The sequence below is a fragment of the Prosthecobacter sp. genome, from assembly GCF_046154365.1.
Classification (GTDB): Bacteria; Verrucomicrobiota; Verrucomicrobiia; order Verrucomicrobiales; family Verrucomicrobiaceae; genus Prosthecobacter.
In genome coordinates this window covers 1-12,108 of record NZ_JBJXFV010000139.1, presented here as the reverse complement: position 1 = coordinate 12,108, position 12,108 = coordinate 1, and the positions used below count along the sequence as shown (strand labels likewise).

12 protein-coding genes are annotated in these 12,108 nt (G+C 60.0%); 5 read left to right on the top strand and 7 right to left on the bottom strand.

What is annotated here, in order from left to right:
• Both ACKVY0_RS17650 and ACKVY0_RS17645 read right to left on the bottom strand, forming a co-directional pair.
• Nucleotides 1-554 (bottom strand): thiamine pyrophosphate-binding protein (locus tag ACKVY0_RS17650; protein WP_409216146.1); only part of this gene is annotated, 554 nt, incomplete at its 3' end.
• Nucleotides 551-1,570 (bottom strand): chorismate-binding protein, encoded by a 1,020-nt coding sequence (locus tag ACKVY0_RS17645; protein WP_409216145.1) that lies wholly within the window; start codon nt 1,568-1,570, stop codon nt 551-553. The genes ACKVY0_RS17645 and ACKVY0_RS17650, both read right to left, overlap by 4 nt.
• 98 nt (nt 1,571-1,668) lie before the next feature.
• Between ACKVY0_RS17645 and ACKVY0_RS17640 the strand changes: the two genes are divergently transcribed.
• A complete protein-coding gene (locus ACKVY0_RS17640; RefSeq protein ID WP_409216144.1) occupies nt 1,669-3,198 on the top strand; it encodes an SIS domain-containing protein in 1,530 nt (509 codons plus the stop codon).
• 34 nt (nt 3,199-3,232) lie between these two features.
• Nucleotides 3,233-4,684 carry a DUF1501 domain-containing protein gene (locus tag ACKVY0_RS17635; RefSeq protein WP_409216143.1) on the top strand — a complete coding sequence of 484 codons (1,452 nt, stop codon included), beginning with the start codon at nt 3,233-3,235 and terminating at the stop codon, nt 4,682-4,684.
• Between the two features lie 108 nt (nt 4,685-4,792).
• Here the strand turns inward: ACKVY0_RS17635 and ACKVY0_RS17630 are convergent, their stop codons facing one another.
• Nucleotides 4,793-5,497: a zinc ribbon domain-containing protein gene (locus ACKVY0_RS17630; protein ID WP_409216142.1), complete on the bottom strand. Its 705-nt coding sequence runs from the start codon at nt 5,495-5,497 to the stop codon at nt 4,793-4,795.
• Nucleotides 5,498-5,665: 168 nt separating this feature from the next.
• Here ACKVY0_RS17630 and ACKVY0_RS17625 point away from each other — a divergent pair, with 168 nt between their 5' ends.
• Nucleotides 5,666-6,583, top strand: a complete 918-nt coding sequence (locus tag ACKVY0_RS17625) for an NDP-sugar synthase (RefSeq protein WP_409216141.1) — start codon at nt 5,666-5,668, stop codon at nt 6,581-6,583.
• Nucleotides 6,584-6,635: 52 nt separating this feature from the next.
• Here the strand turns inward: ACKVY0_RS17625 and ACKVY0_RS17620 are convergent, their stop codons facing one another.
• The 4 genes from ACKVY0_RS17620 to ACKVY0_RS17605 all read right to left on the bottom strand — a co-directional run bounded on the left by ACKVY0_RS17620 (nt 6,636) and on the right by ACKVY0_RS17605 (nt 10,745).
• Nucleotides 6,636-7,964 (bottom strand): 3-deoxy-D-manno-octulosonic acid transferase, encoded by a 1,329-nt coding sequence (locus ACKVY0_RS17620; protein ID WP_409216140.1) that lies wholly within the window; start codon nt 7,962-7,964, stop codon nt 6,636-6,638.
• On the bottom strand, nt 7,945-8,526 hold the full coding sequence (gene rsmD / locus ACKVY0_RS17615; RefSeq protein ID WP_409216139.1) for a 16S rRNA (guanine(966)-N(2))-methyltransferase RsmD: 582 nt from the start codon (nt 8,524-8,526) through the stop codon (nt 7,945-7,947). The genes ACKVY0_RS17620 and rsmD overlap by 20 nt, the downstream gene beginning before the upstream one ends.
• 281 nt (nt 8,527-8,807) lie before the next feature.
• Nucleotides 8,808-9,047 (bottom strand): Fic family protein, encoded by a 240-nt coding sequence (locus ACKVY0_RS17610; RefSeq protein WP_409216138.1) that lies wholly within the window; start codon nt 9,045-9,047, stop codon nt 8,808-8,810.
• Nucleotides 9,048-9,611: 564 nt separating this feature from the next.
• The gene (locus tag ACKVY0_RS17605) at nt 9,612-10,745 is read right to left on the bottom strand and encodes a PQQ-binding-like beta-propeller repeat protein (RefSeq protein WP_409216137.1); all 1,134 of its coding nucleotides are present in this window, start codon (nt 10,743-10,745) and stop codon (nt 9,612-9,614) included.
• On the opposite strand from ACKVY0_RS17605, the gene ACKVY0_RS17600 reads away from it, so the two are divergent.
• Entirely contained in the window at nt 10,744-11,349 is a 606-nt protein-coding gene (locus ACKVY0_RS17600; protein WP_409216136.1) for a hypothetical protein, read from the top strand. The two genes, ACKVY0_RS17605 and ACKVY0_RS17600, sit on opposite strands and share 2 nt — an antisense overlap.
• A gap of 198 nt (nt 11,350-11,547) precedes the next feature.
• Nucleotides 11,548-11,964, top strand: coding sequence for a tyrosine-type recombinase/integrase (locus ACKVY0_RS17595; protein WP_409216135.1), 417 nt, complete (start codon nt 11,548-11,550; stop codon nt 11,962-11,964).
• Nucleotides 11,965-12,108 lie beyond the last annotated feature (144 nt).

Sequence of the window (12,108 nt, the reverse complement as noted above, 5' to 3'; positions counted from 1 at the left end):
GAGCAGGGTTGTCCTGCCTCTGGTGTTTGCGGCATGCCTGTCGCAGAAAAATCAATGCCCGGCACATTCGTCTCCAGCGGCTCATCCAAACACACGTTCAGGTGCAGGGGACGATTTGAATGGGATTGATGAGAAGAATGAGACTGATGGGAGACATCCCAATCACCCAGTGACTCCGCATAGCATCCAAACAACCCCGCTTGCTCAATCGCCTGCGGTGCGCCGCTGCCGCGATAGCTTTTTGGGCGGTCCGCCGTCACCAGCACGAGCGGTAGGCCTTGATAGTGCGCTTCAATCGTCGCAGGCAGCAGTTCTGCCGCTGCGGTGCCGGACGTTGTCACGACTGCGACCGGCTGGCGGTCCGCCATGATGCGGCCAAGTGCGAAAAACGCCGCGCTGCGCTCCTCGAAGAAGTTCCAAATCTTCACGCCGCGACTGTTGAGCAAAGCCGCCACCAGCGGCGCATTGCGCGCACCGGCGGCCACGCAGACTTCACGCACACCGAGATCGGCTAGCGTTTGGAGGGTTTGTTGAAGGAGTTGAGCCTGCGTCATGAGTGAAGAGCCAGGAGACGCAGGACGGCCTCGCGTTTGAGGCGCAGTTCGCGCCATTCGTGATCGAATGCGCTGCCGCCCACGATGCCGCAGCCGGAGGGCAGGCTGATGTTGTCGCCTTCCCAGCAGATACCGCGGATTGCGACGATGACATGCGTGGTGCCATCGGCTTCCGCAAAACCGAATGGCGCACCAAAAAATCCGGGCACCTTCAACTGCTGGCGATACTCGCGCAGTCGCGCGATGGAAGCATCATTGCGCGGCAGGCAGCCTACCGCAGGCGTTGGGTGCAGCAGCGGCACGAGTTCGGCGGGATCGGCGGCGGCGCTCAATTTCACGTTCACGCGGGACTGGAAATGCACGAGGCCGGAGGTCTGGCACAGCGTGCGCGGCTGACGGGTCACGGCACCGATCGTTTGCAGTTGCTCGGTGAGGTAGCGCACGACGATTTCATGCTCCTCGATCTCCTTCACATCGGTGAGAAAGGCGTCTTGATTGCCTGGTTTCGCGGTGCCGGCCAGCGCCATCGTTTCGAGATCCTTGCCATGCACCTGGAACAGCAGTTCCGGCGTCGCGCCGAGGAAGCCGCCGGATTCTTTTACATGCGCGTAGCCCCACATGTTGGCAGGTGCTTTCATGATGGCTTCGAGCAGGCGTCTTGGATCACCGGAGGTGAGCGTGCCGGATTCGGTGAGCACGGGCACCATTTTTTCGATGCGCTTGGCCAACACCTCGCGGCGAATGCGACGGAAGGCCATTTTGAACCATTCGGTGGCCGGTTTGGCCCAGTTGATCTGCGGTGTTTGAGAGCCGTTGAGGTGGATCTTCTGTGCGAGGCTGTCAGCGGTGATGGGGTGCAGTTTGGCCGGCACTTTCCAGGGCTTCGGGTCGCTCAAATCGAAGTCATTGATGTAGAAGGCCCCACCCGTCGCCGGCGCAGCCGCCAGCGCGGTGAAGGGGCCTTCTCCCAGCCACGCCCTTCCGTCGGGCAGCCTGAACAAAGTGAATTCCGTCATGCGAGTTTGTGTGCATAGTGAAACGCACCGCGCAGCGTGCAAGATGGGAAAGTGTCATTACTGAACGTCCGAGAGCGGTTGCGAATCGAATCCTCTGCATGAATGCCGCGAATGAGTTCCTCAAAGTGTCCGCCGACTACCAGCTCGGCTCTCTGGACACGGAGGCACAGCACGCCTTTACGACTTCGCTGTCGCAGATGGCGCATGAGGACGTGAGTGAGGCGGTCAAACTGATGCACCATGTCGATATCCACGCACTGCGGCAGATGCAGGCCAAAGCCGCACCACTGGCCGATCTCGCTCGCGCCGTGGCCGTCACGTTCGATGCGGGCCGCCGGGTGTTTCTCTGCGGCTGCGGTGCCACGGGCCGTTTGTCGCTGAGTATTGAAATTTTCTGCCGCATGGGCGTTTTGCCCTCGCCAGACCCGGAACGCGTCGTTGCCTTCATGGCCGGTGGCGATCTCGCTTTGATCAAGGCCATCGAAACCTTCGAGGACCATCCCGAATACGGAGCCCGGCAGCTTGAGGAGCTTGGATTCGTCGAAGGCGACCTGCTCATCGCCACGACCGAAGGCGGCGAAACGCCGTTCGTCATCGGAGCGGCGGAACGTGCCGCGGAACTGTCCACGAACCGCCCGTGGTTCCTGTATTGCAATCCAGACGAGCAACTCATCAAAGTCGCTGCCCGTTCGAAGCGCGTGATCGAGAATCCGGCCATCCGCAAGCTCAACCTCGCCGTCGGCGCGATGGCGGTGGCGGGCAGTACGCGCTTGCAAGCCAGCACGGTGCTCATGGCGGCGATTGGCTTCGCTTTCATGCACACGCGTGATCCTGAGAACGCGCCTGGGGAAGTTGCTAAACTACTGCGGCAGGTGCTGCATCATGACGGACAGTTTCTCGTGCCGTTCATCGAGCATGAAGCCGACGTTTATGAGCGTGGAGCGTTCGTCCTGTATGAAAGCGAACGCTTTGGCATCACCGTCGTCACCGACACGACGGAACGCGCACCGACCTTCAGTCTCGCCGCCTTTGAGAAACAGGATGATCCGACCGCGCCTGCCGCGTGGTGCCATTTCCTCATGCCCGAACAGGCTGACGCCTGTTCAGCCTGGAAAGCGTTGCTGCATCGTGAACCACGCACGCTCGAATGGCCGGACGTGCAGCATCTCGCCGGAGCGCAGGTGCTCGCATGCTACGATTTTTCGGCGCAACTGCCTGTGCGTCGTCAAATCCGCACGGGTGACGCTGAGCATCTGCCGTTTCGAATCGGCGGCGGGGCAGGGGAGATGGTCTGGGAGTTCGATGGTCTGCGCGAGCGGATTGATCTGGCCGATGTGCCGGAGTTTCATGCGCATCTGCTGCTCAAGATGTTCATGAACATCCATTCCACGCTCGTCATGGGGCGTCTCGGCCGGTATCTCGATAACCTCATGACCTACGTGAAGCCCAGCAACAACAAGCTCATCGACCGTGCCGTGCGCTACGTGCGGCTGCTGGCCCAGCGACGCACCGGCAAGCTGCCCGGCTACGAACGGGTGACACGCATGCTGTTTGAAGAACGCGAGAAGCTAAAACCCGGAGAACCCATCGTGCTCAAGACGCTGGCGGCGTTGGGTGTGGAGGTCTGAAACAACACGGCTGTTCCCTTCGTAAGCTCGCGTGATGATTTCCTCGCCAGACAGTCGCCTCCGTGACACCACTCGCCGCCATTTCTTCAGCCAGTGCGGCATGGGGATTGGTTCAGTAGCGTTGGCCTCGATGATGGCTGAACGTGGGCTGAGTGCGGCCAGCGCGGCGGCCTCTGCGGGACCGGGAGTGATGCAGAAGACGCATGTCACGCCCAAGGCGAAGAACGTGATCTACCTCTTCATGGCAGGCGGGCCGTCGCAGCTCGAATTGTTCGACTACAAGCCGAAGCTCATCGAGTTGAATGCCCAGCCGATCCCGCAGAGCTACATCGAGGGCAAGCGTTTCGCCTTCATGGGCACGAGCAACGGCTTCAAACTGCTCGGCACGCGCCGCAACTTCCAACAGCGCGGCCAGAGCGGCACCTGGGTCAGCGACATGCTGCCTTATACCCAAGGCATCGCAGACGACATCAGCGTCGTCACCACCTGCAAAACGGAGCTGTTCAATCATGCGCCGGCGAAGTTGTTCATGAACACGGGCAGCGGCCAGTTTGGCCGACCTTCCATGGGATCGTGGGTCACCTATGGCCTCGGCAGCGAATCGAGCGATCTGCCTGGCTTCGTCGTGCTGCAAAGCGGTCCGCGGGGGCCGCGTGGCGGCTCCGTGCTGTGGGGCAGTGGTTTTCTGCCCACGACGTATCAAGGCGTGCCATTGCGTGGCTCCGGCGACCCGATTTTAAATCTCTCAACTCCTGCGAGCTACAGCGCCGCGAGTCAGCGTCGTGTCATCGACACGGCGCGTGAGCTGAATTTGTCGCGACTGGTCGAAACGGGCGATGAGGAGATTCAAACCCGCATCAACGCCTATGAAATGGCCTGGCGCATGCAGAGCAGTGCGCCGGAGCTGATTGATCTGCGTGGCGAATCGAAGGCCACACTCGATCTATACGGCGTTGACCCCACGCAGCCGTCGTTTGCGCGCAACTGCCTGCTGGCACGTCGTCTCGTCGAGCGCGGCACACGCTTCGTGCAGCTCTATCACACGAGCTGGGACAACCACGGCGGCAAGGGCGAGACGCTGGAGGATGATTTCCCGAAGGTCGTGAAGGATGTGGATCAGGCATGTGCGGCCTTGATTCGCGATTTGAAGTCACGCGGCCTGCTGGAGGAGACGCTGGTCATCTGGGGCGGTGAGTTTGGCCGCACGCCGATGGGTGAGAACCGTGACAAGACGGGCCGCAATCATCACATCGATGCGTTCACGATGTGGTTTGCCGGTGGCGGCGTGAAGGCCGGTCAAACGCTCGGCAAGACGGACGAACTCGGCTTCGGCGTGGCCGAAGATCCGGCGCATGTGCATGATCTGCATGCCACGATCCTGCATCTGCTCGGCCTGGAGCACGAAAAGCTCACGTTTAAGTTCCAAGGCCGCGACTTCCGGCTCACGGACGTGCATGGCAAGGTGCTGCACAAGCTGCTGGCATAGGAGGATAGGCCTCCGGCCTGTCGATGGCTTGAGGCGTCTCGCCTTTCTTTGATCGAAGGCTGGAAGCCTCGATCCGTTGTCAGGCAGGATGCCTGACCTCCGTGAGCGCTATTCCACCAAGTAAAGAATGCGGCCGCAGGCTTCGCACTGTGTGAGCGAGACGGACTGCTTCAGCGATTGGATCACGCCGACGACCACTTTCATGTGGCAGCCGCCGCACATGGCGTTTTCCATCGGCACGATGGCGGCATCGCCTTTCTTGATGAAGATGCGGTTGTAGAGGTCGAGCGCATCGGGATCAATCGGCTCAGCGAGCGTGACACGCTCGGCGTTGAGGTCTTCGAGGCGTTTTTTCACGCCAATGGCACGTTCGTCGAGGTTTTTGAGTTCCTCGTTCACGCGGGACTGCGTCGCGGCCAGTTTGGCCTGTGACTCCTTGAGTTTGGCCTTGGCGGCTTCGAGCGCCTCCATTTGATCCAACTCACCGTCCTCGAGCTTGGTAACTTCCGCCTCGTAACGTTTGATCTCGTGGCCGAGGGCGGCGAACTCATCGTTCTTGCGCGTCTCGAACTGCTGATCGTGCAGGCGCTTGATCGAGAGCTGGCGCGTTTGTACGTCGAGCTGGATGCTCTTGATCTTCACCTCGACTTCCTTCATCGCCAGATTCGCGGCCTCGACGGCGGCCTGATCCCCGGCGAGCTGCATTTTCGCCCGCGCTTGCTGAGTGGGCACGTCCTTGAGGTCTTTTTGCAGCCCACGGATGCGTTGGTCGCGTTCCTGAAGCTGGATGAGTTTCGTGATGGCGGGGAGCATGTGTGAGTGATGTAAGCCGAGAGGACGGCAGAGCACAAGGGCGAAGGAAGTGGTTTAGTGCTCAGTTCTCAGTGCGCAGTCCTGGCAGTTGGACTGAGCACTGAGAACTTTGTCCCCGCTTGACGTGCCCACTGCCCTTGCGTCAGTTGGCCGCTCGAATTCACACCTATGAAACCCACACTCCTCATCCTCGCTGCCGGCATGGGCAGCCGTTACGGCGGCCTCAAACAACTCGACGCGATGGGGCCTTCGGGAGAGGTGGTGCTGGATTATTCCGTGTTTGACGCAATCCGCGCCGGTTTCGGCAAGGTCGTCTTCGTCATCCGCCGCGATTTTGAGGAGCTGTTCCGCACGCAGATCGGCTCCAAATTCGAGGGCCGCATCGCCGTGGATTACGCGTTTCAGGATTTGAATGATCTGCCTGCGGGTTTCTCGGTCCCGGAAGGCCGTACGAAGCCCTGGGGCACAGCGCACGCGCTGCTCGCCGCCGCGAACGTGGTGAACGAGCCCTTCCTCATGATCAATGCGGATGACTTCTACGGTCAGGATGCCTACAAGAAGATCGCCGCCGATCTCGTGCAGCCGCGTCCGAGCGACGGCAAGAGCCACTGGTCGATGGTGGGTTTCTATTTGAAGAACACGCTCTCGGAACACGGCAGTGTCTCACGTGGCGTCTGCAAACGCGATGCGAACGGCATGCTGGCGACGGTCACGGAGATGACGAAAATCTTCAAACACGGTGCTGGCGCGGAGAATCGTGAGGTCGAGGGCGCTTTCGTGCCGCTAACGGGAGATGAAGTCGTGTCGATGAACTTCTTCGGCTTCACGCCGGACATCTTCCCGCAACTGCGCCAGGCCTTCGCCGAATTCCTCACCAAGCGCGGAAACGAACTCAAATCCGAGTGCTACGTGCCCGCTGAAGTTGATGCGCTCATCAATGTGGGCAAAGCAGAGGTCCGCGTGCTCGAAACCACTGGCAAGTGGTTCGGTGTCACCTATCCCGAGGACAAGACTGAGGTTGTGGCCAGCATTCGTGCGCTGATCGACGCGGGTGAGTATCCGCAATCGCTGTGGGGCGCAAAGTAGTTCAGAGCTTTAGCTCGTCTGGGGCAAATCGTTCCTGAACGAGCTAAAGCTCTCAACTACTTTGGAGCAGGCGCTCCACACTCCGCTGCGTCGCGCCTTCGTGAGTTTGCAGGGCTCGGTGGCCTGATTGGCCCATCTGAGCGGCTTTCGCTGGGTCTTGCAGCAGCATGAGACAGGCGGATTCGAGTTCGCTGAAGTCGGCCACCTGCTGCGCGCCTTTCTTCTTGAGAAGAAGATCGACGAGCGGTTTAAAGTTTTCCATGTGCGGGCCGAAGAGAACGGGCTTCTGTGCCAGCGCGGCTTCGGCGGGATTCTGCCCACCTTCGGCGAGGAAGCTTTTGCCGACGACAACGAGTGTGGCGAGGTGCTGCCAGGCGGCGAGTTCGCCCGTGGTGTCGATGAGGAAGACGGGCGCGGTTGAATCGACGCGTGAGCCGGAAACGCTGCGCAGGGCAGGGGAAAGGCCGATGGTTTTGAGCGCGGTGGTGATCTCGGCACGGCGCTCGACATGACGGGGCACGATGAGCAATGCGAGATCGCGGATTTTCTCACGCAGGCGCTGGAAAACGCGGGCGAACTCGATTTCCTCACCTGCGTGCGTGCTGGCGGCGAGGAGGATGGGCTGTTGCGGTGAGATGCCGGTGCGTGTGAGCATGTTGCGCAGTTCGTCAATCTTCGCAGCGGGGACGGTGGCACCTTCAGGGTCGTATTTGATGCTGCCGGTGAGGTGGATGAGGTGACGCTCGACGCCAAAGCTTTCCCAGCGGGCGATGTCGTCTGCTTCCTGCACGAGAATCTGTTTTAGCATGCCGAAGACGGGGCCGACGAAATTGCGGAACTTGCGGTAGCGGCGTTCGGAACGCGGAGAGAGGCGGGCATTGACGAGAGAGACGGGAATGCCGCGCAATTTGGCGTAAAACGTCAGGTTGGGCCACACCTCGGCTTCGACGAGCACAAGCTGTGTGGGCTTGATGAGTTTCAGCATGCTCCAGCCAACTTTGACAAAATCAACGGGACTATAAATTGCGACGAGTCGTCCGGCATGCTGCGCCGCAAGTTCGGCTGCGAGCCCATAGCCGGTGGGGGTGGTGCTGCTGAGGACGATGCCGAGTTCAGCGTGTGTTTTGAGCAGGTTGGCGATGAGTTTCTTTGCGACACCGACTTCACCAACGCTGACGGCATGCACCCAGAAGCGTTCACGTTGTGGCAGCGCGGCGATGGCGACTTTGGTTTCTTTCGAGTGGACACCGATGCGCTGGGCAAGATCACGCCAGCGACCATTGCGGCGACGCATCTTGATGATGGCACCGGGCAGCATGGCGATGAGCACGAAGGGCAACGCCAAATTGTAAATGAGGAGGCTAAGGGCTTTCGATGCCATGCGGGAGTTTGCGCAGCCAGACGATGCGGGTGGAACCGTAATTGCGGTCGGTCAGCACCTCCCAGCCGGGCCAGCTTTTGGTTTCGCGGTTGAAGTGGTGACTTTCGAGAATGAGGTGACTCTCCGCATGCAGCAGCGCGGGCAGGGCCTCATCGGCGAGCAATTGGGCGACGAAATCCGTGTCCGCATCGCAATGCGTGTACGGCGGGTCGGCGAAGATGAGGTCGAACTGTTTGCCTTCGGTGTGGAGCTGCGGCAGCACGCGAAACACATCGCTCTGACGCACCAAACCGCCGGTGAGCTTGGTTTTGGCGATGTTGCGGCGGATCACGTCGCACGCGCCTTTGTTTTCATCCACCATCAAGGCGGAGGCGGCTCCCCGGCTCAGGCATTCAAGGGCGATGGCACCCGTGCCGGCGAAAAGATCGAGCACATGCGCGCCGGGAACGAGTTCGCCGAGCATCGAGAACACAGCCTGCCGCACACGATCCTGCGTGGGTCGTGTGACGGTTTTCGGGACTTCAAGGGCAAGCCCGCCTGCGGTGCCGGAGATGATGCGCACCCGTTTCCTTTAGCGGGGCAAGGTTCGGGGTTCAAGGTTTCTTGCCGGAGGTTTGAATGATGAAAGCAGGAAGGCAGGAAATGAATGAGTCTGGAGCCACTTGAAAAAACTCTGCCACCTCTGCCGCTTTGCCCCTCTGCCGCTTTGCCCCTCTGCGGCAAATTGTTGGCCAGTGGACTCTCGATTTAGCCGCAGAGGAGCAAAGCGGCGGAGGACGCAAAGATCTTTGTCGGGAGGTTTTGCAAGTGCCTCTCTGGTTCCAGCCTTCCTCATCAAGCGACTCAGGGTTTGGCGCTGTGGCGGTATTTTTGCAGGCTGCTGTTGGGCTTGTCTGGCAGGGTGCGCTCGATCAGGCCGGCGTCGAGCGCGGGTTGCAGGTAGTTTTTGCGGAAGGTCGGGCGATGGGCGAGACCGAGTTTTTTCATGCAGGCCAGGGCGGTGAGCGGCTGCTTGGCGAGGCATTTGAGCAGTGCTTTGACTTGGTCGCTGACTTGATCGCCCACTTGGTCGGTGGCCGCCACGAATGGCACTCGGTTGAGACGTGAGGTCGTGGGGTCTGTTTGAAAAATGGCTGGCGTGGCGAGTCCATCGTAGGCCGGATGTGTTTGGCGGGAAAAATGCTCGCCAACTTGTGCGTCATCTTCGCCAAACTACCCGGCTTCTTCGGTGGCGCAGACTCCCACGATCCTGAACCAGCCGGATAGTTCGACGAAGGAAATTCATCGTGTTGGCGATGTATTTGTGCGCCGAACACATCCGGCCTACGGCCAAGCAGACGCGCTGCTCGAAAGATTCCCAATCAGCGATCAAGAACCTTAACCGAGTGGCATTCGTGACCGTCACCTCAGTTGTCGTCATATTCATCGGCGACAATGATCTCATCCGCCCATCGAATAATCTCATCGTGGTCGATTACGCCAGCCTCTAGCGAGAGCTTAAACTCATATGCGATGGTCGAGCGAATGTGCTTCATTCTTGGATCGAACTATTGGATGGCAAGCAATTCTGCCGAGTGCTTGGTGTGTGCTACATGATGTATGGCGAAGGATCACGCTCGCCGACGGACATGAGTGTCCGTCGAACTTTCACTTCCCGTTCTTGAACGCATACAGCACGCCATCATCCGCTCCGACGATGATGTAGTCTCCAGCGATGGCGGGGGAGGTTTTGACGGGGGCGCCGAGTTCGTTGTGCCAGACTTCTTTGCCGGTGGCGAGGTCGAGGGCGTACACGTAGCCGTCGTCGCAGCCGAAGATGGCGGTTTTACCGGCGCAGATGACGGCGCTGCTGTCGATGCGGTCGCGGGCGCGGAATTCCCAGAGTTGTTTGCCGGTGACGCGGTCGATGGCGTGGAAGCGTTTGTCTCTGCCGCCGACATAGACGGCTTTTTCCCAGATGGCGGGGGCGGCGTAGTATTCGAACTCGCGCTCGCCGTATTCCCAGACCTGCATGCCGTCGCTGATGCTGTAGGCACCGACGCGGTTGCCGTAATGGCTGACGTAGATGACGCCGTCGGCGATGGCGACGTTGTTGCCGATGTAAGCGCCGACTTCGATCTGTTTTTCTTCTTTGCCGGTCTTCACGTCATGCACATGCAGGACGCTGTCGCAGCCGCCGAAGACGACCTTGCCGTCGCCGACGGCGGCACCGCCGTTGATGTAGTAGCCGGTTTCGGCAGACCAGTCCTTCTTGCCGGTTTTGGCGTCGAGGGAATACACGTTGTAGTCGTAGGAGCCGATGATGATCTTCTGCGCTTTGGTTTCAGGATCGGTCCAGACATTGGCGGCGGCGTGGATTTCGGCCTGGGTCTCAAACTTCCAGGCTTCTTTGCCGGTGTCGGCGTTCCAGGCATAGACGAAGCCATCCTGGCAGCCAGCGACGACTAGATCGCCCGCGAAGGCGGCGGCACCGTCGAAGGCGCCTTTCGCCTCGGCTTTCCAGAGTTCTTTGCCGGTGGCGAGGTCGAGGCAGAAAAATTTGCCGTCTTTGCAGCCGGTGTACACTTTACCGCTGCGCACGACGGCGCTGGCGACGAGCATTTCGCTCTGGCCCTTGGGTTTGTCCATGAGCTTGAACTGCCAGGCGAGTTCGAGCGGGAATTTGAGTTCGACGGGCGAGGTGCCGGTCATCGCGGCGTTGCCACGGGAGTCGGGCCAGTCGGCGGTTTGCGCCTGCACGGTGGAAGAAAGGAGGAGGCACAGGAAAATCTTGGAGCGCATGAGTTTAGACTGTGAAACTGGCCTGAGTTACGCTTTGTTGCAACGCAAGCCGATGTCTGACCACAATCTCCAGCAACCGCCGCCGATCCCGCCTGACCTGCGGTGCGAGTATGAGGAGCGTCCGTTTCAAAACTGCACGCGCTGCGGTGAGTCGCTGCCGGATTTTCCGGGCGGGTTTCAAATCTCGAAGGCTTACAAGCGCGGCGAGTGCGTGATGGAGTATGCGCTGTGCGATCACTGCCGCTCGAAGATGATGGAGGAGTTTTCCCAGGAGTCGAAGAAACGTTTGGCGCAGTTTCAGGATGAGGAGGTGACGCTGGATCGCGGGCTGGAATCGTGCGCGGTGTGCAGTGCCGAGCGCAAGGCCCCCGGCATGGATGATTTCGTGATCACCGGTGTTTGCGAGGGCCTCTCACTGCTGCACAGCGTGATGATCTGCGGAAAATGCGGCGACACGGTGCAGGGGATGATTTCAAAGAAGACGCGGGACACCTGGCGGCGTTTTGTGGACGACAATTTCCCCGGCCCACCGCCGGAGGATTCACTGCCGGAGCCGGTGGAGGAGGTGCGGACGACGCTGCCGGTGATGGCGCATTCAAAATGACGGAATCAGAAGAGCCACTTGCAAAACCCCTGCTTGGCCATCTTTTACCCACCATCTTTTACCATCTGTATCCTGCCTAGCCGTCCAACGTCCAAGGCATCTGGTAAAAGATGAGGGGTAAAAAATGGAAGGCCGGAACACTGAAGCCGAGGTTTTTATTAGAGGCTCTGTTGTCATTCGGAATTATTCATTCGGCATTTGCTGACGACTCTTGAGCCAAGACGCGCCTACGGGCGTGGGCGGCACCACCTGCATGAGATCGCGGTCACGCGGGAACTTGAGAAGGTCGCCAAGCTCGCAAGTTTGAGCAAGCGGGTGACGGCGCATGTTTTGCGGCACTCATTTGCCACGCTTCTGGTGCTGCGGGGCATCGACATCCGCAGCGTGCAGCAGCTCCTGGGCCATTCAGACGTGCGCACGACGGAGATTTATTTCGCTCTGGCCAAGGCGATGCGCGGAGAGGCCGGTGAAGGGCGTGGCGCGGGAAAGGGGGGGCGGAGTCGTGGGTGCAGGAAGTGGCGTGTTTTTGTAGCTCGGTATTCCGATAGCGAGTCGGTGCCGTCGCGGAATCGGGATTCCGTGCCACAACCCAGCGCCGCCACAGACTGCCTATGAGAAATGCAGGCTGGCTGCAATGCCGTTAAGCAATCCTGCAACGAACGCCGAACTGGCCCCTCACCTAACCTCTCCCCGAAGCTCGCCTGTTTGCGCAACACGTTTCTCGCGGGGAGAGGGACCTGAATATCGTGCGCCAGCGTC